Here is a 19,055-nt window from a genome sequence, read left to right on the forward strand (position 1 = left end):
CGCCATGCTGATGCTCGCTCTCCTCCTCGCCGCCCCGGCAGCGCAAGACGACCCCGAGAAGACCTATGGCGACTGGGTGGTCGCCTGCGACAATCTGAACGGCTGCGAGATGACCTCGCTCCAGCCCGGCGAGCAGCCGGTGCCCGAAGATGATTCGGCCTGGGATGCCAGCATGTCGGTGACGCGTGCCGCGGGCCCGGCCGGCGGCTTCACGGTCGAGGTCTGGGCCGCGGCCGCGCCGAGCGGCAAGGTGACGCTGCGGATCGACGACGCTGCGATCGCCGCGGCGGCCGCCGGCGGCGAAAGCGTGACCTTCACCGGCGCCGATGCCGCCCGGATCGTCGCCGCCATGCCGAACGGGAAGGCCCTGACGCTGGTCGACGGCAGCGGCAAGGTCGCCGCGCGAATCTCGCTCGCCGGTTCTTCGGCATCGCTGCGCCATATCGATGCCAACCAAGGTCGGGCCGGCACGGTGACCGCTATTGTCGCCAAGGGGAGCAAGCCCGCCAGCGCGGTGCCTGCCGCCAAGGCGCCCGCGCAGATCGCCGCGCTTCGCCCCTCGGGCACCCCGGCCACGGTCTCCAAGGCGATGCGCGCCGGCATGGAGAGGCAGAGCGAGTGCGACGGGCTCTATGACGGGGCCGAGAGCGTGCCCGAGGTCGAGAGCTTCGCGCTGGGCGGCGGCAAGACGCTGGCGCTGCTGCCCTGCGGCGCCGGAGCCTATAACTTCAGCAGCGTTGCCTTCGTGCTGGCGGGCAGCAAGGCCGTGCGCGCGGTGTTCGACGACGGCAATGACGGGATGCTGGTCAATGCCGGCTTCGACAAGGGCGTGCTCTCCTCCTACAACAAGGGCCGCGGCATCGGCGATTGCGGCGGCAGCCAGACCTATGTGTGGGACGGAACGCGCTTCCGCCTGACCGAGGCGCGGGTGATGGGCGAATGCCGCGGCTCGACCAACTGGCTGGCCACCTACCGCGCGACGCCGGTCTTCCGCTAAGCGACAAGTTGCGGGGGCGCCTCGCTGGCCCTATGGGGCCGCCATGACCAACGCCCCCGATCCCGCGCTGCTTGCCAAGGCCGAAACGCTCACCGAGGCGCTGCCCTATCTGCAGCGCTATGCCGGCGCGACCTTCGTCGTGAAATATGGCGGCCACGCGATGGGCGATCCCGAGCTCCAGCGCGACTTCGCCGAGGACGTGGTGCTCTTGAAGGCGGTGGGCATCAATCCGATCGTCGTCCATGGCGGCGGCCCGCAGATCGGCGCGATGCTCAAGCGGCTGGGCGTCGAATCGAGCTTCGTCGGCGGGCTGCGCGTGACCGATTCGGAGACGGCCAAGATCGCCGAGATGGTCCTGGCCGGATCGATCAACAAGGAGATCGTCAGCTGGATCGGCGCCGCGGGCGGCCGCGCCGTCGGCATCTCGGGCAAGGATGCCGGGTTGGTCACCGCCGAGAAGGTGACGGGCCGCGAAGCCGATCCGCTCCAGGGCATCGAGCGCCATGTCGACCTGGGGTTCGTCGGCGAGCCGGTGGGCGTCAATCCGGCGATCCTCCACTCGCTGGCGGCGCAGGGCTTCATCCCGGTGGTCGCGCCGATCGCGCTGGGCGCGGACGGGCACACCTATAACATCAATGCGGACACCATGGCCGGCGCGATCGCCAGCGCCTGTGGCGCCTCGCGCTTCTTTCTGCTGACCGACGTGGCGGGCGTGCTCAACAAGAGCGGCGAACTGATGACCGATCTCGATCCCGACGCGGTCGAGGCGCTCAAGGCGGACGGCACGATCAAGGGCGGCATGATCCCCAAGGTCGAGACCTGCGTGAACGCCGTGAAGGCGGGCGTCGACGCGGCGGTGATCCTCGACGGGCGTATCCCGCACGGCATGCTGCTCGAGATCTTCACGCGGCGCGGCGCGGGCACGCTGGTCCACGCCTGATCCAACAGCGGCGGGTTTCGCGACTCGGCAAAGGTCACGAAGGACACGCCAAGCGCGGGTTTTCGGGGCGCCTATTTTCCCTGTTTTCCCGCGAACGCGGCGCATCTCGCAACTTCCTTGCGGGCGCGGGATCCAATATTTCCAACATTAGGAAAGAGCGGTGCGGCCGAAGCCGAACCGTGCCAGCCCAGCAGGCGAAATCCTACATTGCAACCCGCTCAATGTTCCCCGGTGAAAGCCGGGGCCCGGAGTCACAGGCGGGACGGCAGAGAAACCCTGGGCCCCGGCTTTCGCCGGGGAACGGAAACGGCGCCCGGCTTCCCGAAAGGCGCGCCGGACTTGTTGCCGAGGCCCGCAGCGCCTAATCTTGGGGGAAACACCCCCTCGCGGAGAGCGCATTGATCCCCTTTCTCCTCATGATCGTCGACATCCTCGGCTTCCTGCTTTCGGCGCTGAGTGTCGTGATCGTCATCCAGGCGATCCTGTCGTGGCTGATCGCGTTCAACGTGATCAACCTCTACAACGAGTTCGTCCGCTCGGTCTGGCAGGCGCTCGACGTGATCACCCGGCCGATCTACCGCCCGATCCGCAAGATCCTGCCCGATTTCGGCGCGCTTGACCTGAGCCCGCTGGTCGCGCTGCTGATCATCTACGTCCTCAACAATTTCGTGCTGCCGACGATCGCTGCACAGCTCGCCGCCAGTACCTACTGATCCGCGATGCCGGCCTGGCGGCGGATCGCCAACGGCATCGAGATCGCCGTACGGGTGACGCCGCGCGCGTCGCGCGATGCGTTCGCGGCCGGTACCGAGGACCATTTCGCCGCCCGGCTTGCCGCGCCGCCGGTGGAAGGCGCCGCCAATGCAGCGCTGATGCCGCTGGTGGCCAAGGCGTTCGGCGTGCCGAAGCGCGCGGTGGCGCTGATCGCGGGCGATACCGCACGGCTGAAGCGACTTCGTGTCGAAGGCGACCCCTTGGTGCTGGAAGCGATCGCCCAACGTCTCTATGGCGGGTCGCATGACGGCTGAGATCATCGACGGCAAGGCGTTCGCCGCCAATCTGCGCGCCCGCGTGGCGGCTCTGGTTCCCGCATTTGTGGCGGCGCGCGGGCGCGCGCCCGGGCTGGCGGTGGTGCTGGTCGGCGAAGACCCGGCGAGCGCAGTCTATGTCCGCTCCAAGGGCAAGATGACGCGCGAAGCCGGGATGGAGAGCTTCGAGCACAAGCTCGGCGCCGACACGACCCAGGCGACACTGATCGCGCTGGTCGACAAGCTCAACAACGATCCCGAGGTCGACGGCATCCTCGTCCAGCTGCCGCTGCCCAGGCATATCGACGAGCAGGCGGTGCTCACCCGGATCAGCCCCGACAAGGATGTCGACGGCTTCCACCCGGTCAATGCCGGGCGGCTGGCGACCGGGCTGCACGGCTTTGTGCCCTGCACCCCGCTCGGCTGCCTGATGCTGCTCGAGGACCGGCTGGGCGACCTGACCGGGCTCGACGCGGTGGTGATCGGCCGCTCGAACATCGTCGGCAAGCCGATGGCGGCGCTGCTGACCCGGGCGAGCGCGACGGTGACTCTGGTGCACTCCAAGACGCGCAACCTGCCGCATTATCTGAAGCATGCCGATATCGTCGTCGCGGCGGTGGGCATCGCGCATTTCGTCAAGGGCGAATGGCTCAAGCCCGGCGCGACGGTGATCGACGTAGGCATCAACCGCACCGAGGACGGGCTGGTCGGCGATGTCGATTTCGAGAGCGCGGCGAGCGTGGCGGGCGCGATCACCCCGGTGCCGGGCGGCGTCGGGCCGATGACGATCGCCTGCCTGTTGCGCAACACGCTGGTGGCGGCGCACCGCAATGCCGGGGTGCCGCTCGAGAAGGGGACGATATGATCCTCGCGGCCGCCAAATGATCGAGCTGTTCGTCTCCACCTTCATCACCTTCTTCGTGGTGATCGATCCGCCGGGCTGCGCGCCGATCTTCGCCGGGCTGACTGCGGGGACGAGCGCGACGCATCGCCGGGCGATGGCGGTGCGTGCGGTGATCGTCGCGGCGGCGATCCTGTTCGGCTTCGCGCTGTTCGGCGAGGCGCTGCTGCGCGCGCTCGGCATCAGCCTCAACGCCTTCAAGATCGCCGGCGGCATCATGCTGTTCCTGATCGCGCTCGAGATGGTGTTCGAGAAGCGCACCGAGCGGCGCGAGGACCGCGCCGAGAAGGTGAAGGCGAGCGAGCCGACCGACATCTCGATCTTCCCGATGGCGATGCCGATGATCGCCGGGCCGGGATCGATCGCCTCGACGATGCTGCTGATGTCGCAGAACAGCGGCATCGAGCGCACCGCCGTGGTGCTCGCGGCGATGGCGGCGATCCTGCTGCTGACGCTGCTCGCGCTGCTGGCCGCGGGGCCGCTGATGCGCGTGGTGGGCGCCAAGATCGAGGCAGTGGTGTCGCGGCTGCTCGGCGTGCTGCTGGGCGCGCTGGCGGTGCAGTTCGTGATTGACGGGATCAGCGCCGCGCTGGTGGCCGGGCGGGCGGTGACGGGGCACTAGGCTTCGAGGTACTTGCTTTCCCCGGCGAAGGCCGGGGCCCAGCCTTGAAAGTCACGCGCCTTGGCGCGTCTTCGCCGCGCACTGCTTAGCCTGGGCCCCGGCCTTCGCCGGGGAAACAGAAGTTATTTGGCTGGCTTCTGAGATGCCGCCACCTCCGGCAGGTCATACCGGATCTTCCACAGCTGGAACGGCAGCGGCTTGCCGCCCGGCGCCGGGCGCAGCGGCACCGGCTCGAGCCAGTTGGGCACCTCGCCCTTGACCAGTTGCGCATAGAAGCCGTTGGGCCCGCGTGCGCGGTAGAGCGTGGTCTCGGACATGTTCGGGCAGATCAGCAGATACTGCGCCTTGTGCGCGGCGGCGATCGGGCGGAAGTTCGGGGTCGCCCAGGTGAAGGCGTGGTGGACGTCGAGGATCGCGCGGCCGTTGCGGTGATAGGGGCCGGCAATGCCGCTGTGATGCGTCACCGTGATCAGCCGCGGACCCATGTCGACATGGGTGAACAGCGTCGCCGCCGGAATGTCGTTGAGGATCCGCAGATTGCTCATCCGGGCACAGGCATTGTTGGCGGCGGTGACCTTGTCGGGCGGGGCGGGCTTGCCCGGCTTGGCGGCGTTGCCGCCCGAGAACAGCGGCACGACCAGCCCGGCCCATAGCCCCGAGAGCAGCAGGAAGGCGCCGACGGTGCCGAACACGCGGATCAGCATGCCGAGGATGCGGGCGGGTCCCGCGCCGATCCAGCGGGCAAAGGGCTCGCGGATGCTCAGGAACCAGGGCACGGCAACCACCAGCAGCGCCACCGATCCGGGCACGGCGAGCAGCTGCGCGGCGGGCGCGGCGCGGACCTGCCAGAGCAGCATCGCGCTGGCAAAGGCGGTAAACAGTGCCACTGCCGCCCAGCCGACCAGCGCTTCGCTGCGCCGCGCCCGCCAGGTGGCGAACAGCGCGCCGAGCACGCCGATCACCGGCAGCACGGCCATCGGGAAGGCGGTCTTGAAGGCGTGCTTGTAGATCGGCCGCGCCTCGCGGACATTGTTGAGCCAGGTGTTGGCGAGCTCGTCCGACACCTGTTCGGGGCGGCCGAGGCATTGCGGGAAGCAGAGTGTGAAGCCGGCGACGATGATCGCGCCGGCCAGCGCGGCGAGCGCGAGGCGCAACCAGCGATTGGCGGGGTTGATGAGCGACAGCGCGAAGAGCAGCGCGCCGGCGGTGACCATCACGCTGAGCCAGACCGGGGTGAGCGCGTCGCAGCGCAGCACCTGGTTGGCGTTCGACGCGAACAGCGCGAAGCCGAGCGCCGAGCCGCCGCCGAGTGTCAGCCCATAGACCTGCATGCGGCGGACGTCCTCACGGTCCCAGATCCAGCGCAGCGCGATGATCGCGCCGGCCATCGCGCAATAGGGCAGCAGCTCGAGCCCGATGGTGAGCGAGGCGGCGCTCGACAGCCCGACCACTGCGCCGCCACGGGCGCGCTTCGGATCGGCGAGGCCGGCGACGGTGAGCGCCAGGAAGGCGAGCTGCCAGCCATGGTGATCGATCCGCATCGGCGCGTACATCGACATGGTCGAGGTGCAGCCCATCAGCACGACCAGCGCCACCGGCCAGGCCCAGGGCGCGACCAGCCGGCGCACGGCGAGCGAGAGGCCGAGCATCGCGACGGAGAGCGGCAGCAGCGGGGCGATACCGCACGCCCATTTCTCGGCAGTCGCGGTGCCGACGAACGGCTTGAAGGCGAGGATCAGCGCGGCGATCGGCAGGTCGACGAGGCGCGACCAGTGGATGTCGAAGCCGCCCAGCGCCGGATCGAGGCGATATTGCCTGAGGTCGTACCAGCCCTGGCCCGCCAGCCAGGCGCGGACCTGCATCAGGCGCATATTGTCGTCGGTGTCGCTGAGCATCAGCCAGTAGATGTTGCCCTGGCGATCGTAGAGGAACCAGGCGACGACGATCACCCAGAAGAGCGCCATCCAGCGCAGCCAGTTGCGGTCCAATTCGTGATCGAGGCGGAACCCGCCTGTTGCATCCGGCTTCAAAATCGCTTCCCTCGCTCGGCGCCACGCATTAGGGCGACCGGCGGTTCTTGGGCAAGCGGTTGTGACGGCAGTAATCAAGCGATTTGAAGAGATGTGGGCGAATGGCGTGCTGGGGCAGCTCGTCCGCTTCGGCATTGTCGGCCTGGCATCGACCTTCGTCTATGCCCTGGTCTATTGGCCGCTCGCCACCTATGCGATCCCGCCGGTGCTCGCCTCGATCGCGGGTTTCCTGGTCGCGGTGGTGTTCGGCTATGTCTTCCACAGCCGCTGGAGCTTCAAGGGGCACGAGGCCGAGGGCGGCGTCGGCACCCAGTCCAAGTTCGTCGCGGTCCAGTCGGTCGGCATGGCGATGAACGCCACCTTCACCTGGATCTGCACCGGCCCGCTGCATCAGCCCACCTGGGTGCCTTTGCTCCCGGTGGTGTTCGTCACGCCTGTCGTTACCTTCGCGCTCAACCGCTATCTGGTGTTCAAGTAAGATGGACCGCATCGTCTATGAGCGCATGGCCGCGCACGACACCACGCACTGGTGGTACCGCGCGCGCCGCGAGATCCTTTCCGACTATCTGAAGCGCTATGGCGCGATTCCCGAGGGCGCGCGCATCCTCGAGATCGGCTGCGGCACCGGCCACAACCTGCCGATGCTCGCCCAGTTCGGCGAGATCGACGCGATCGAGATCGACGAGACCGCCGCCGCCAAGGCGAGCGAGCGGCTGGGCAAGCAGGTCGGTTCGTCGCCGCTGCCCGAGCTCGCCGGCGTGGCCGATGCAAGCTACGACCTGGTCGCGGTGCTCGACGTGGTCGAGCATGTCGAGGACGATGTCGCGGCATTGAAGGCGATCGCGCGGGTGCTCAAGCCCGGCGGCAAGATCCTGATCACCGTGCCGGCGCACCAGTGGATGTGGAGCGCGCACGATGTGGTGAACCACCACAAGCGCCGCTATTCCAAGGGCACGCTGATCGCTTCGCTGCAAAAGGCCGGGCTCGGCTGGCAGAAGCTGCGCTGGTTCAACTCGTTGCTGTTCCCGGTCGCGGTGGCGGCGCGCTTCGTCGGCAAGCTGACCGGCAAGGACGACAGCGACGATTCGCCCCCGCCCCGGCCGCTCAATGCGGCATTCGAAGCGGTGTTCGGGCTGGAGCGCCATTTGCTCGGCCGGCTGCCGATGCCGCCGGGGCTTTCGATCATCGTGCTGGCGGCGCCGAAGGGCTAGTCCGCTGGCCGCGGCGTCACCGGCGAGACGCTGACCTCGCCCGAATCGGCATAGCGATAGCCGAGCGAGGCGTGGCCCATCACCGGGCCGGCGACGTCGGCGACGATGTAGAGCGGGCGGCGCTTGGACTCGACATAGAGGCGGCCGAGATATTCGCCGATCATGCCGAGCACGAACATCTGCACCGCGCCGAGCACGACGACGACCAGCATCAGCGAGGTCCAGCCGGGGATCGCCGCGCCCATCAGCCAGCCGGCGACAATATAGAGCACGAGCAGCGCCGACAGGCCGGTCAGCACCAGGCCGACATGGCTGGCGAAGCGCAAGGGTGCGGTCGAGAAGCCGGTGATCGCGTCGAGCGCGAAGCGGATCATCTTGCCGAGCGGATATTTGGTCTCGCCGGCATGGCGCTCGTGCCGGTCATAGGGGAAGGGCACCTGCTTGAAGCCCACCCAGGCGACCATGCCGCGGATGAAGCGCGCCTGCTCGGGCAGCGACAGGAACGCGTCGAGCGCACGCCGGGTCATCAGGCGGAAGTCGCCGGTGTCGAGCGGGATCGGCGTGTCGGTGATCTTGTCGAGCATGCGGTAGAAGAAGGCGGCGGTGATCTTCTTGAAGATCGTCTCGCCCTCGCGCTTGCGGCGGACGGCATAGACGACGTCGGCGCCCTGCGAGCGCATCGCTGCGCGCATGTCGGTCAGCAATTCGGGCGGGTCCTGCAGGTCGGCGTCGATGATCAGGATCTCGTTGCCCGAGCACAGGTCGAGGCCCGCGGTCAGCGCGAGCTGGTGGCCGTGGTTGCGCGACAGGTTGATCGCGACGAGGCGCGGATCGGCGGCGGAGAGGCGCTGCATCACGTCCCAGCTCTTGTCGCGCGAGCCGTCGTTGATCAGCACGATCTCATAGGCGTCGCCCACCGCCACGCGCGCCGCAGCCGAGACGCGGCCGTGCAGCATCTCGAGGCATGCCTCTTCATTGTAGCAGGGGATGACGACGGAAAGTTGCGGACGCTTTTGCATGACCGGACGCCTTAACGCTGCGACGGGCCGCCGTCGAGCCGGCTCGGTGCTTGCGCGCGGCACATCCGCCCTTGCGCGCCTTCGCACCTCGTTACGGGGTTGACGCTCCCACCCGCTGGGCCTAACGCAACCGCAATTGAGAGTCAGTTGCATTAGCAGAAGGATCAACAGGGCATGCGCGGGTTTATCGGGGTGGGCATCAGTCTCTGGGCCTTGGCGGCGGCGATGCCGGCCATGGCGCAGGACAAGAAGGACGGCGACCAGCAGGATTCGACGATCACCGTCACCGCGACCCGCATCCCGACCGATGTGAAGGACGTGCCCGCCACCGTCACCGTGATCGACGAGAAGAAGATCGCCGACCAGCTGGTGACCGACATCAAGGACCTGGTGCGCTACGAGCCCGGCATCAGCGTGCCGCGCGGCCCGACCCGCTTCGGCGCTGCGCTGGGCGTCACCGGGCGCGCGGGCAATGAAGGCTTCATCGTCCGCGGCATCGGCGGCAACCGCGTGCTGATCCAGGTGGACGGCGTGCGCGTGCCCGACGGCTTCACCTTCGGCGCCCAGTCCTCGGGCCGCGACTATGTCGATATCGGCCTGGTCAAGTCGGTCGAGATCCTGCGCGGCCCGGCATCGGCGCTGTACGGCAGCGACGGCCTGGCCGGCGCGATCAGCTTCACCACCAGCGATCCCGCCGATTTCCTTACGGGCGGCAAGAAGTTCGGCGGGCTGGTCCGCGCCGGCTACAGCTCGGCCGACGACGAGTTCGCGGAGACCGGCATCCTCGCCGGCCGCTTCGGCGACCTGTCGGCGATGATCTCCTATACCCGCCGCGACTTCCACGAGCTCGACAACAAGGGCACCGTGGGCGGCACCGGCGCGGCACGGACCGAGCCCAATCCGCAGGACGGGCGCAGCAACGCCGTGCTCGGCCGCATCGTCTATGAGCCCGACGCGTCGAACCGCTTCCGCCTGACCGGCGAATATCAGGACAGCCATGTCTATACCGACGTGCTGACCGGGCTCAGCTCGACGGTCGAGCTGCTCCAGGCGCGCGACAGCACCAAGCGCGGCCGCATCGCCGGCGACTGGTTCTGGAAGGGCGAGGGCCTGTTCGATCACGCCCGGATCAGCGTCTATTGGCAGGATGGCGAGAACCGCCAGTTCACCGACGAGGACCGGACCCCGGCGGCCGACCGCGAGCGGCTCAATACCTTCGAGAACACCGTGTTCGGCGGCTCGGTCGAGGTCGGCGCGCGCTTCGATACCGGCGCGATCACCCACCGGCTGCTGTTCGGCGGCGACATCAGCAAGACGCATCAGGAAGGGCTGCGCGACGGCGTCGTGCCGCCGGCCGGCGAGACCTTCCCGACCCGCGCCTTCCCCGAGACCAACTACACGCTGGCCGGCGCCTTCATCGCCGACGAGATCGCGATCGGCCCGATCACGCTCTACCCGGCGCTGCGCTTCGACGCCTATGACCTGTCGCCCGAGGCGGACCCGCTGCTGCCGGCCTTCACCGCGGCCAAGCAGTCCGGCTCGCGCGTCTCGCCCAAGCTCGGCGCGGTGCTGAAGCTGAGCGACGAGATCCGCTTCTTCGCCAACTATGCCCAGGGCTTCAAGGCGCCCGAGCCGAGCCAGGTGAACCAGTTCTTCTCGAACATCGCCTTCGGCTACACTTCGCGGCCCAACCCGAACCTGCGCCCCGAGACGAGCGAGAGCTGGGAAGGCGGCTTCCGCCTGAACAGCGGCCCGGTCGGCCTGAACGTCACCGGCTTCGTCTCCAACTATGACGACTTCATCTCGCAGGAAGTGACGAGCGGCAGCTTCACCCCGGCGGACCCGGCGATCTATCAGTTCATCAACCTCGACAAGGTCAAGGTGAAGGGCGCCGAGGCGACCTTCACGGTCACCGGATCCAACGGCCTGTTCGGCAAGCTGGGCCTTTCCTACGCGAAGGGCGACGTGATCGATCCGAGCGGCGCGCGCAGCCCGCTGTCGACCGTCGATCCGCTCAAGCTGATCCTCGGCCTGGGGTACCGCGCCAATGACGGCCGCTTCGGCGGTGACGTGACCGCGACGCACAGCGCCCAGAAGGAGCTGAGCGCGACCACCGGCGTCTGCTCGGGCACCTGCTTCACGCCGGGCGCCTTCACCGTGCTCGACGCGACGGCGTTCTTCCGCCTCACCCAGGGGCTGACGCTGCGCGCCGGCGTGTTCAACATCTTCGACACCAAATATGCCTGGTGGAACGATGTGCGCGGCCTGGCGAACAGCTCGACCGTCAAGGACAGCTACACCCAGCCGGGCCGCAACGGCTCGGTCTCGGTCAGCTACCGTTTCTAACCGCTTCTGAGGACCAAGATCATGAAGCAGCTTCTTCCGATTGCCCTGGCGCTGCTGGCGCCGCTTCCGGTGCTGGCGCAGGGCGCGCCGGCGCCGGCCGCCAAGTCCGCCTTCGAGATGGACCGGGCCGACATCCTGGCGATGGCCGGCACCTACAAGGTGAAGTTCGACATGCAGGAGAGCACCTCCTGGCGCGCCGACTATACCCCGATCCCGGTCAAGGTCTCGGGCGGCAACGAAGTCGTCCGGGTGATCGAGGACAATGGCAAGACGATCCGCCTGCAGCACCTCCTCGTCGTCGACATGGGCGAGGGCAAGAAGATGGTGATCAAGCACTGGCGCCAGGACTGGCAGTATGAGCCGGCCAAGGTGCTGGTCTATTCGGACCGCGATGCCTGGACCTGGGCTGAGGTGCCGGCGGCGGAGCGCAAGGGCGCCTGGTCGCAGACGGTGTATCAGGTCGACGATTCGCCCCGTTATGGCGGCTGGGGCAAATGGACCGATGTCGGCGGCCAGCGCCGCTGGGAGTCCAACCGCACCTGGCGGCCGCTGGCGCGCCGCGACGCGGTGCGCGGGCCGGTCTATGACCGCTATCTGGGTGTGAACCGCCACGCGATCGCGCCCGCCGGCTGGATCCACTGGCAGGACAATATCAAGATGGACGGCAAGGCGGTGCCGATCGTCCAGGAATATGTCCTCAACAGCTATACCCGCTTCTCCGACTTCGACGTGAAGGCGGCGGACGATTATTGGGCGGCCACCAAGGGCTATTGGGCTGCGATCCGCGCCGAATGGGACCGCATCGCCGCAGCCAAGGGCGGCATCCGCATCACCGAGGAAGCCGATCATGGCACGGTGATCGCCGGCCGCGTGCTCGAGATCGCCGACGAGATCCAGGCGGGCAAGATGACCGAAGCCGATGCGATCAAGACCGCAAAGGCGCTGATGGACCAGGCGACCAAGGCCGCCAACTAGAGTTCCCCCTCGGGAAAAGGCCCGCTTTCCTTGGTCGGAGCGGGCTGGGGGTACGCACGGTTCCCAAGCCCGTGCGTGCCCCCTTTTTTATTGGAAGTGCCGGCCATTCGCGTTCCCCTCCTTGCAAGGGAAGGGCCCGGCGGTATCGACATTCAGCAATGTCCGTTCCCCGGCGAAGGCCGGGGTCCAGTCTCGGCGCGGCTGGTCAGGCGCGCCTTGCTCACGAACGACATTGCAGCTGGGCCCCGGCTTTCGCCGGGGAACGGCTCAGCGCCTTATGCTCTCGCTGAATGGTGATACGCCCCGGGGGCGAGCGCCATCCAGGCTTGACCGATGTTACAGTACAACATAACGGTGATTTTGCGCTGCGGCATGCGCAGGCGAAGAACTGGCCGACCGACTCTATGGCGATGGGTGATCAGCGGAGCGTGAAGGGGCGCGGCATCGGCCGGGCGCCTGCCGTCCGCGCGCTCTGGGCGGCGCTGCTCTTCGTCACGCTGCTGGCCTTCACCTGGCAGAGCTTCGTCACCCAGACGCACCGGCATGCCGGCACGCCCGTCGTGTCGCTGGGTCTCTCCGCCCAGGCATCGGCCGGCACCCAGGCGCACAAGGGCGGGCAACTCCCGCCAGACACGCCGGACAATTGCCCGATCTGCCAGGAGATCGCGCATGGCGGCGCCTATCTGGCGCCGGCGCCGATCGACGTTCCGGCCCCCGCAGCCGTTGTCGCCTGGTTTGCCGTCACCCTGCTGCTCGCGCTGGCGCTGCAGCAGCAATCGCATGGCTGGCGCAGCCGCGCGCCACCCCTCCGCATCCAAGCCTGAACACAGCCGCGAAGGGCAGCACATGCCCTCGCACCTCATCGGGCGTCCGCCGGGCGCCCGACGCCAAGGTCTTGGAGTTTCTTAGATGCGTCATCTCTTCCTGCTGGGCGCGGCCACCGCTGCCCTGATCCCCGCCACTGCCTTTGCGCAGGATTCCACCAGCAAGCCGGCCGACAGCAGCACCATCGTCGTCACCGGTTCGCCGCTCGGCTCGCAGACGCCGACGATCGTCGCCACGGTCGATCGCGACCAGATCGTCCAGACCGGCGGCGGCAACATCGCCGACTCGCTCGCCCAGGTGCCGGGCATCGCCGGCACGGGCTTCGCCTCGGGCGCCAGCCGGCCGATCATCCGCGGCATGGACGCCACGCGCGTCCGCATGCTCGAGGACGGCAGCAGCGCTTCGGACGTGTCGGATATCGGCCCCGATCACGGCGTGCCGATCGATCCGCTCTCCGCCCAGCGCATCGAGGTCGTCCGCGGCGCGGCGACCTTGCGCTATGGCAGCCAGGCGATCGGCGGCGTGGTCAATGTGATCAACAACCGCGTGCCGACCGAACTGCCGACGCGCGACCTGTCGGGCGAGGCGAGCGGCAGCTATGCGACCAACGCCGACACGTGGCAGACCGCCGGGCTGGTCGACGCCAAGGCCGGCGACCTCGCGCTGCATGCCGACGGCTTCTATCGCCACGCCGGCGACTATGAGACGCCGCTCGGCACGATGGAGAACAGCTTCATCCGCGGCTGGGGCGGTTCGCTTGGCGGCTCCTATTTCTTCGGCGCGGACAAGGGCAGCCATATCGGCGCCGCGGTGGTCCATTACGACACCCAGTATGGCATACCGGCGGACGAAGCCTATATCGACATGCACCAGACCAAGGTGATCGGCCGCTCGTCGTTCGAGCTGGGCGACGGCCTGCTCAAGTCGCTCGATGTCGATGCCAGCTATGGCGACTATCAGCACCAGGAGAAGAACCCCGACGGCTCGGTGAACACCACCTTCAAGAACAAGGAGTTCGACAGCCATGCCGAGCTGCTGTTCGGACAGATCGGCATCTTCTCCAAGACCGCGCTCGGCATCCAGGTGGGGCATCGCGACTTCTCGGCGATCGGCGAGGACAGCTCGTACCTGTCGCCGGCGACCTCGCAGAGCGAGGCGGCCTATCTGTTCACCGAAGTGCCGGTCGGCGCGCTCCACATCCAGGCGAGCGGCCGGGTGGAGAATGTCCATATCGAAGGCACGCCGGCATCGGACGTGTTCACCAAGCGCGACTATACCCCGCTCAGCGGCGCGATCGGCGCACTGCTCGACGTGAGCCCGGGCGTGAAGCTGGGCGTGACCTTCTCGAGCACCGGCCGCGCCCCGGCGCTGACCGAGCTGTTCGCGCGCGGCGGGCATGACGGGCCGCAGACCTTCGAGACGGGCGATCCCTCGCTCAAGATCGAGCGGGCCAATTCGCTCGAAGGCACGATCCGGGTGAATTCCGGCCCGTTCCGCTTCGAAGGCAGCGTCTATGGCACCTGGTTCCACAACTACATCTATGGCGACCTGACCGGGCGCACCTGCGACGATGACGGCGCCTGCGTGGTGGGCGACAGCGAGGAGCTGAAGGAGCTCAACTATGGCCAGCAGGGCGCCAAGTTCTGGGGCCTGGAAGGCGATGTCCACTACCAGCTGCTCAAGACCGCGACCGGCGGGCTCGAGGCGCATGTGCTCGGCGACTATACCCGCGCCAAGCTCGACGACGGCGACAACGTGCCGCGCATCCCGCCCTATCGCATCGGCGGCGGGCTGAACTGGAAGAGCGACCGGTTCGACGCTGGCTTCCTGTGGATGCATGTCGGCGAGCAGGACAAATACGGCGTCTTCGACACCCCGACCGATGGCTATGAGAATCTCAGCGCCAACATCGCCGTGCGGCCGTTCGCGAGCCAGCCGGGGATCGAGCTGGCGATCGTGGGCCAGAACCTGACCAACGACGTGATCCGCAACGCATCGGCCTTCAACAAGGAAGATGTGGTGATGCCGGGTCGCACCGTGCGCTTCGTGCTGCGCGTCGCCACCTTCTGAGCCCAACTTCTGAGTCGATGCACCGCCGTCGTTCCCTCTCGACGGTGGTGCATCGGCGCCAGGCAGGGAGAATCCTATGCCTTGCGGTCCGCAGGCCGCCCGTGTCTCCGCCCTCGACTGGTTCGAGCGTGCGGCGGCGGGCGCGTCGCTGCTGTGCCTGATCCATTGCGCGGGTCTGCCGTTGCTGCTGGCGGCACTGCCGGCGCTTTCTAGACTGGTCGCCTTGCCGGAGAGCTTGCATCTCTGGCTGCTCCTCTTCGCCATCCCGGCATCGGGATCGGCATTGCTCTTCGGCTTCCGCCAGCACCGTGCCTGGTTGCCTCTTGCCGGTGGGGCGATCGGGCTCGGCCTGCTGGCAATCGGCGCGCTGCTGCTGGAAGGCGCGCGGTTCGAGACGCCGGTCACGATCGCCGGGAGCCTGTGCCTCGTCGCCGCGCATGTCGGCAACTGGCGGCGGCGGCATGGCGGGCATCGCCATGGCTGAGCGGAAGCACGCTACGGGCTTCCTGCACCAGCGGGTGCTGCGGTTGCTCGAGCAGCACTATCCGCACCCGCTGACCGGGCTCCAGCTCGCCGAGCAGCTGGAGCACGAGGGCGAGCATGTGCTGCCGAGCCAGGTCTATCGTGCGCTGCGGCGGCTGATCGATGCGGGCGAAGCGCGCAAGATACTGGTCGCCGGCGGCTATGCGCCGGTTGGGTCCGAGCCGGCGATCCTGCTCTGGTGCCGGAGCTGCGGCGCGCTCGAGGCGGTGCCGTGCCCTTCGTTGTTCGCGCGGCTGGAGGCGGGGGCGCTGGCAGGCGGCATCGCGGCGCCGCGCTGCATCGTCGAAGTGCCCGGACTGTGCGCGGCCTGTGCGGGCCGGCGGGTGCGCTAGGCGCGTTCGGCCGAGCTCACTGCGTCCGCCGCGCGCAGTGCCGCGAGCAGGCGCATCAGATGCGCGGCGTTGCGCACTTCCAGGTCGATCGTGTTGGTGTGGAAAGTCGTGTCGCGATTGTCCATGCGCAGGCCGAGGATGTTGGCCTTGTGCTGGCCGATCAGCGTGGCGATCGCGCCGAGCGCGCCGGGCTCGTTCTTCAGCGTGATCTCGATCTGGGCAATGCCGCCCTCGGCCTTGTCGCCCCAGCTGAGATCGACCCAGTCCTCTTCGGTCGTGTCCGCCAGCGACGGACAGTCGATGCGGTGGACCTCGATCGGTTCGCCGGCGCGGCGGATGCCGACGATGCGGTCGCCCGGCACCGGGCGGCAATCGGGCGAGAAATGGAAGGCCATGCCCGGGGTCAGGCCCTTGATCTCGATCGCGTGCTGCTGCGGCGGCAGGTCGTGCTCGTCCTCGCCCTCGGTCGAGCCGGGCATCACCGCTTCCATCACCTGGCCATCGGTGAACTGGCGGCGGGCGATCGCCTCCATCAGCGCCGCCTCGTCCTGCAGCTTGAGGCGCTTGAGCGCATCGGGGATCGCGCTCTCGCCGGGCGGGGTCGGCAGCCGCTCGACGATCTCGTCATAGAGCTTGCGGCCGAGCGCGATCGACTCCTCGCGCTCCTTGTGGCGGATGTGGCGGCGGATCGCGGCGCGTGCCTTGCCGGTGATCGCGAAGTTGAGCCAGTTGGCCTGCGGCTCCTGCGCCTTGGAGCGCAGGATCTGGACCTGGTCGCCCTGGGCGATCTCGGTGCGCAGCGGGACGACGCGGCCGTTGATCTTGGCACCCACCGCCTGGTCGCCCAGGTTCGAATGCACCGCATAGGCGAAGTCGATCGGCGTCGCGCCCTTGGGCAGCTGGATCAGCTCGCCCTTGGGAGTGAAGGCGAAGATCCGGTCCTGGTACATCGCCATCCGGGTATGCTCGAGCAGCTCCTCGGGGCTGTCGGCATGGTCGAGGATCTCGATCAGGTCCTTGATCCAGCTGACCTGGGTGTCCGGCCGGACGCCGCTGGTCTTGTAGGCCCAGTGCGCGGCGAGGCCATATTCCGCCTGGGCATGCATGTCGCGGGTGCGGATCTGGATCTCGATGCGCGTGTCGCCGGCATGGATGATGCTGGTGTGGAGCGAACGATAGCCATTGCGCTTCGGCGTGGAGATGTAATCCTTGAACCGGCCCGGCACCATCGGCCAGCGGCGGTGGATCACGCCGAGCGCGCGGTAGCATTCCTCCTCCGTGTCGACGATCGCGCGGAAGGCCATGATGTCGGACAGCTGCTCGAGCGACACGTGCCGCTCGGACATCTTCTTCCAGATCGAATAGGGGTGCTTCTCGCGGCCGGTGATCTCGGCGTCGATGCCGCCGCGCGACAGCAGCAGCTTGAGCCCCGAGGCGATCTTGGCGATGCGGTCCTCGCCTTCGATCTTCAGACTGTCGAGCCGCTTGGTGATCGACTCATACGCCTCGGGCTCGATTTCCCGGAAGGCGAGCGTCTGCATCTCCTTCATGAACTCGTACATGCCGATCCGCTCGGCGAGCGGCGCGTAGATCTCCATCGTCTCGCGGGCGATGCGCTTGCGCTTGTCGGGGTTCTTGATGTGGACCAGCGTGCGCATGTTGTGCAGCCGGTCGGCCAGCTTGACGAGCAGCACGCGGACATCGTCCGACATGGCGAGCAGGAACTTGCGGAGGTTCTCCGCGGCGCGCTCGCTCTCGGTCTGCGCCTCGATCTTGGAGAGCTTGGTGACGCCGTCGACCATGCGCGCGACATTGTCGCCGAACAGCCGCTGGATGTCCTCAGGGGTGGCGACCGTGTCTTCCACCGTGTCGTGCAGGATCGCGGTGACGATCGTCTCGTCGTCGAGATGCAGGTCGGTGAGGATGCCCGCCACTTCGATCGGGTGGCTGAAATAGGGGTCGCCGCTGGCTCGCTTCTGGGTGCCATGCGCGTTCACCGAGAAGACATAGGCCCGGTTGAGCATGGCTTCATCGGCATCTGGGTCGTAGCTCAGGACCCGGTCGACAAGTTCATATTGACGCAGCACAGCTTCTAGATGGGGCCCGGTGCTGTTGCTTTGCAATAAAATTGAGCGCGATCCGGTGTTTTCCGGACCGCGCCCAAACTTTTAGCGTAACTGGTGTGGCGCAGGCGCCATAAGATCAGCGCGCCTTGGTGTTGCACTTCTCGAGCGCAGCCGCATCGAAGTCGGTGCCGTTGGCGCGGAAGGCGGAGAGCTTGCCGACTTCGCGGGCGACCAGCTCGCAGACGATGCCATCACGCGCGCTGCCGGTGGCGGCGGCGGTGCAGGTGCCGGCATTGCACTTCCACAGCGTCGAGCGGGTGACGAAGCTGGTCTTGGCCGGCGCGGTCACCGGGGTGGCGGCATAGCCGCTGGTCGCAGCCTGCGCGATGCCGGCGGCGGGGACGAGGGCCAGCGTGGCCGCGGCCGCTGCGGCGAAAAAGCGGGTCATGGGAAATCCTCCTGGGGATTTGAAACGAGCAACAGGCGTTGCGAATCCCTATTTAATTGACATAAAGGTAAGTTGCAACGAGAAACTATTGCTGCAATGCAAGAAGTTACGGCATTCCGTAGCGTCCGCTTTTGCGATAGGGTGACAAGTCATGGGTGGTGCCATCAGAGAGTCCTTGCGGCAGCTGGCCAATGACTGCAGCCTGCCGGCCGCGCTGGAGGCGATGGGCGAGCGCTGGTCGTTCCTGATCCTGCGCGGCTCGTTCAACGGGCTCCACCATTTCGAGGAATTCCAGTCCGAGCTGGGCATCGCCCGCAACATTCTGGCCAACCGGCTGGCGCGGCTGGTCGACAAGGGCATCCTCGAGCGCCGGCCCTGCGCCGACGATCGCCGCAAGATCGAATATCATCTGACCGACAAGGGCTATGCGCTATTGCCGGTGATGATCTCGCTGCGCCAATGGGGCGAGCGCTGGGAGACGCGGGTGCCCGCCTTCCCGGTGCTGGTCGACGCGCGCGACAGCCGGCCGATCCAGGCTGTACAGGTGCTCAGCCATGACGGGCGGGTGCTGGGGCGCGGCGACCTGCTCTGGGCGCTGCCCGAGGATGTGGTGCGCGAGGACGAGGCGGCCGAGGTGAAGGCGGCGGAGTAAGTCCCCCGTGAAGTTGCGGCGTTAGCAAAGTATTTTCCAGCGCTCTCCAG

19 protein-coding genes are annotated in these 19,055 nt (G+C 67.6%); 15 read left to right on the forward strand and 4 right to left on the reverse strand.

Going from position 1 to position 19,055, the window contains the following annotated elements:
* Positions 1-10 precede the first annotated feature (10 nt).
* The 6 genes from P6144_RS12900 (at position 11) to P6144_RS12925 (ending at position 4,488) form a co-directional block, all read left to right on the forward strand.
* Complete coding sequence (locus tag P6144_RS12900) at positions 11-997, forward strand: DUF1176 domain-containing protein (protein WP_277768172.1); 987 nt, start codon at positions 11-13, stop codon at positions 995-997.
* Between the two features lie 43 nt (positions 998-1,040).
* Positions 1,041-1,937: an acetylglutamate kinase gene (gene argB / locus P6144_RS12905; RefSeq protein WP_277768173.1), complete on the forward strand. Its 897-nt coding sequence runs from the start codon at positions 1,041-1,043 to the stop codon at positions 1,935-1,937.
* Between the two features lie 416 nt (positions 1,938-2,353).
* Positions 2,354-2,650 carry a YggT family protein gene (locus tag P6144_RS12910; RefSeq protein ID WP_277768412.1) on the forward strand — a complete coding sequence of 99 codons (297 nt, stop codon included), beginning with the start codon at positions 2,354-2,356 and terminating at the stop codon, positions 2,648-2,650.
* Positions 2,651-2,656: 6 nt separating this feature from the next.
* Positions 2,657-2,965 (forward strand): DUF167 family protein, encoded by a 309-nt coding sequence (locus P6144_RS12915; RefSeq protein ID WP_277768174.1) that lies wholly within the window; start codon positions 2,657-2,659, stop codon positions 2,963-2,965.
* Positions 2,955-3,830: a bifunctional methylenetetrahydrofolate dehydrogenase/methenyltetrahydrofolate cyclohydrolase FolD gene (gene folD / locus P6144_RS12920; protein ID WP_277768175.1), complete on the forward strand. Its 876-nt coding sequence runs from the start codon at positions 2,955-2,957 to the stop codon at positions 3,828-3,830. Before P6144_RS12915 ends, folD begins: the two co-directional genes overlap by 11 nt.
* Before the next feature lie 16 nt (positions 3,831-3,846).
* Positions 3,847-4,488 carry a MarC family protein gene (locus tag P6144_RS12925; protein ID WP_277768176.1) on the forward strand — a complete coding sequence of 214 codons (642 nt, stop codon included), beginning with the start codon at positions 3,847-3,849 and terminating at the stop codon, positions 4,486-4,488.
* Between the two features lie 122 nt (positions 4,489-4,610).
* On the opposite strand, the gene P6144_RS12930 is transcribed toward P6144_RS12925, so the two are convergent.
* Positions 4,611-6,452 (reverse strand): AcrB/AcrD/AcrF family protein, encoded by a 1,842-nt coding sequence (locus P6144_RS12930; protein ID WP_277768413.1) that lies wholly within the window; start codon positions 6,450-6,452, stop codon positions 4,611-4,613.
* A 157-nt stretch (positions 6,453-6,609) separates the two neighbouring features.
* Between P6144_RS12930 and P6144_RS12935 the strand changes: the two genes are divergently transcribed.
* Both P6144_RS12935 and P6144_RS12940 read left to right on the forward strand, forming a co-directional pair.
* Positions 6,610-6,996 carry a GtrA family protein gene (locus tag P6144_RS12935; protein WP_184165135.1) on the forward strand — a complete coding sequence of 129 codons (387 nt, stop codon included), beginning with the start codon at positions 6,610-6,612 and terminating at the stop codon, positions 6,994-6,996.
* A 1-nt stretch (position 6,997) separates the two neighbouring features.
* Positions 6,998-7,729 (forward strand): class I SAM-dependent methyltransferase, encoded by a 732-nt coding sequence (locus P6144_RS12940; RefSeq protein WP_277768177.1) that lies wholly within the window; start codon positions 6,998-7,000, stop codon positions 7,727-7,729.
* Here P6144_RS12940 and P6144_RS12945 read toward each other — a convergent pair.
* Positions 7,726-8,748, reverse strand: coding sequence for a glycosyltransferase family 2 protein (locus P6144_RS12945; protein WP_277768178.1), 1,023 nt, complete (start codon positions 8,746-8,748; stop codon positions 7,726-7,728). The two genes, P6144_RS12940 and P6144_RS12945, sit on opposite strands and share 4 nt — an antisense overlap.
* Before the next feature lie 174 nt (positions 8,749-8,922).
* Here P6144_RS12945 and P6144_RS12950 point away from each other — a divergent pair, with 174 nt between their 5' ends.
* The 6 genes from P6144_RS12950 (at position 8,923) to P6144_RS12975 (ending at position 15,839) form a co-directional block, all read left to right on the forward strand.
* The gene (locus P6144_RS12950; protein ID WP_277768179.1) at positions 8,923-11,094 is read left to right on the forward strand and encodes a TonB-dependent hemoglobin/transferrin/lactoferrin family receptor; all 2,172 of its coding nucleotides are present in this window, start codon (positions 8,923-8,925) and stop codon (positions 11,092-11,094) included.
* A gap of 21 nt (positions 11,095-11,115) precedes the next feature.
* Positions 11,116-12,069 (forward strand): DUF6607 family protein, encoded by a 954-nt coding sequence (locus P6144_RS12955; protein WP_277768180.1) that lies wholly within the window; start codon positions 11,116-11,118, stop codon positions 12,067-12,069.
* Between the two features lie 410 nt (positions 12,070-12,479).
* Positions 12,480-12,893 (forward strand): DUF2946 family protein, encoded by a 414-nt coding sequence (locus P6144_RS12960; protein WP_277768181.1) that lies wholly within the window; start codon positions 12,480-12,482, stop codon positions 12,891-12,893.
* Positions 12,894-12,978: 85 nt separating this feature from the next.
* Positions 12,979-14,964 (forward strand): TonB-dependent receptor, encoded by a 1,986-nt coding sequence (locus P6144_RS12965; protein WP_277768182.1) that lies wholly within the window; start codon positions 12,979-12,981, stop codon positions 14,962-14,964.
* Between the two features lie 76 nt (positions 14,965-15,040).
* Positions 15,041-15,448, forward strand: a complete 408-nt coding sequence (locus P6144_RS12970; protein WP_277768183.1) for a MerC domain-containing protein — start codon at positions 15,041-15,043, stop codon at positions 15,446-15,448.
* Entirely contained in the window at positions 15,402-15,839 is a 438-nt protein-coding gene (locus P6144_RS12975; protein WP_277768184.1) for a hypothetical protein, read from the forward strand. Before P6144_RS12970 ends, P6144_RS12975 begins: the two co-directional genes overlap by 47 nt.
* Here P6144_RS12975 and P6144_RS12980 read toward each other — a convergent pair.
* Both P6144_RS12980 and P6144_RS12985 read right to left on the reverse strand, forming a co-directional pair.
* Positions 15,836-17,926: a bifunctional (p)ppGpp synthetase/guanosine-3',5'-bis(diphosphate) 3'-pyrophosphohydrolase gene (locus P6144_RS12980; protein WP_277768185.1), complete on the reverse strand. Its 2,091-nt coding sequence runs from the start codon at positions 17,924-17,926 to the stop codon at positions 15,836-15,838. The genes P6144_RS12975 and P6144_RS12980 overlap by 4 nt on opposite strands.
* Positions 17,927-18,041: 115 nt before the next feature.
* Positions 18,042-18,353, reverse strand: a complete 312-nt coding sequence (locus P6144_RS12985) for a hypothetical protein (protein WP_277768186.1) — start codon at positions 18,351-18,353, stop codon at positions 18,042-18,044.
* 151 nt (positions 18,354-18,504) lie between these two features.
* Between P6144_RS12985 and P6144_RS12990 the strand changes: the two genes are divergently transcribed.
* Positions 18,505-19,005 (forward strand): helix-turn-helix domain-containing protein, encoded by a 501-nt coding sequence (locus tag P6144_RS12990; RefSeq protein ID WP_277768187.1) that lies wholly within the window; start codon positions 18,505-18,507, stop codon positions 19,003-19,005.
* The last annotated feature ends 50 nt before the right edge of the window (positions 19,006-19,055 follow it).

It is taken from the genome of Sphingomonas sp. HITSZ_GF (genome assembly GCF_029543155.1).
Taxonomy (GTDB): Bacteria; Pseudomonadota; Alphaproteobacteria; order Sphingomonadales; family Sphingomonadaceae; genus Sphingomonas.

Bases quoted from the DNA above. Each gene is read 5' to 3' on its own strand.
- P6144_RS12940 (WP_277768177.1), top strand. From the start codon at position 6,998: ATGGACCGCATCGTCTATGAGCGCATGGCCGCGCACGACACCACGCAC.
- folD (WP_277768175.1), top strand. From the start codon at position 2,955: ATGACGGCTGAGATCATCGACGGCAAGGCGTTCGCCGCCAATCTGCGC.
- argB (WP_277768173.1), top strand. From the start codon at position 1,041: ATGACCAACGCCCCCGATCCCGCGCTGCTTGCCAAGGCCGAAACGCTC.
- P6144_RS12900 (WP_277768172.1), top strand. From the start codon at position 11: ATGCTCGCTCTCCTCCTCGCCGCCCCGGCAGCGCAAGACGACCCCGAG.
- P6144_RS12975 (WP_277768184.1), top strand. From the start codon at position 15,402: ATGTCGGCAACTGGCGGCGGCGGCATGGCGGGCATCGCCATGGCTGAG.
- P6144_RS12960 (WP_277768181.1), top strand. From the start codon at position 12,480: ATGGGTGATCAGCGGAGCGTGAAGGGGCGCGGCATCGGCCGGGCGCCT.
- P6144_RS12955 (WP_277768180.1), top strand. From the start codon at position 11,116: ATGAAGCAGCTTCTTCCGATTGCCCTGGCGCTGCTGGCGCCGCTTCCG.
- P6144_RS12925 (WP_277768176.1), top strand. From the start codon at position 3,847: ATGATCGAGCTGTTCGTCTCCACCTTCATCACCTTCTTCGTGGTGATC.
- P6144_RS12910 (WP_277768412.1), top strand. From the start codon at position 2,354: ATGATCGTCGACATCCTCGGCTTCCTGCTTTCGGCGCTGAGTGTCGTG.
- P6144_RS12915 (WP_277768174.1), top strand. From the start codon at position 2,657: ATGCCGGCCTGGCGGCGGATCGCCAACGGCATCGAGATCGCCGTACGG.
- P6144_RS12935 (WP_184165135.1), top strand. From the start codon at position 6,610: ATGTGGGCGAATGGCGTGCTGGGGCAGCTCGTCCGCTTCGGCATTGTC.
- P6144_RS12970 (WP_277768183.1), top strand. From the start codon at position 15,041: ATGCCTTGCGGTCCGCAGGCCGCCCGTGTCTCCGCCCTCGACTGGTTC.
- P6144_RS12930 (WP_277768413.1), bottom strand. From the start codon at position 6,452: ATGGCGCTCTTCTGGGTGATCGTCGTCGCCTGGTTCCTCTACGATCGC.
- P6144_RS12950 (WP_277768179.1), top strand. From the start codon at position 8,923: ATGCGCGGGTTTATCGGGGTGGGCATCAGTCTCTGGGCCTTGGCGGCG.
- P6144_RS12990 (WP_277768187.1), top strand. From the start codon at position 18,505: ATGGGTGGTGCCATCAGAGAGTCCTTGCGGCAGCTGGCCAATGACTGC.
- P6144_RS12945 (WP_277768178.1), bottom strand. From the start codon at position 8,748: ATGCAAAAGCGTCCGCAACTTTCCGTCGTCATCCCCTGCTACAATGAA.
- P6144_RS12965 (WP_277768182.1), top strand. From the start codon at position 12,979: ATGCGTCATCTCTTCCTGCTGGGCGCGGCCACCGCTGCCCTGATCCCC.
- P6144_RS12985 (WP_277768186.1), bottom strand. From the start codon at position 18,353: ATGACCCGCTTTTTCGCCGCAGCGGCCGCGGCCACGCTGGCCCTCGTC.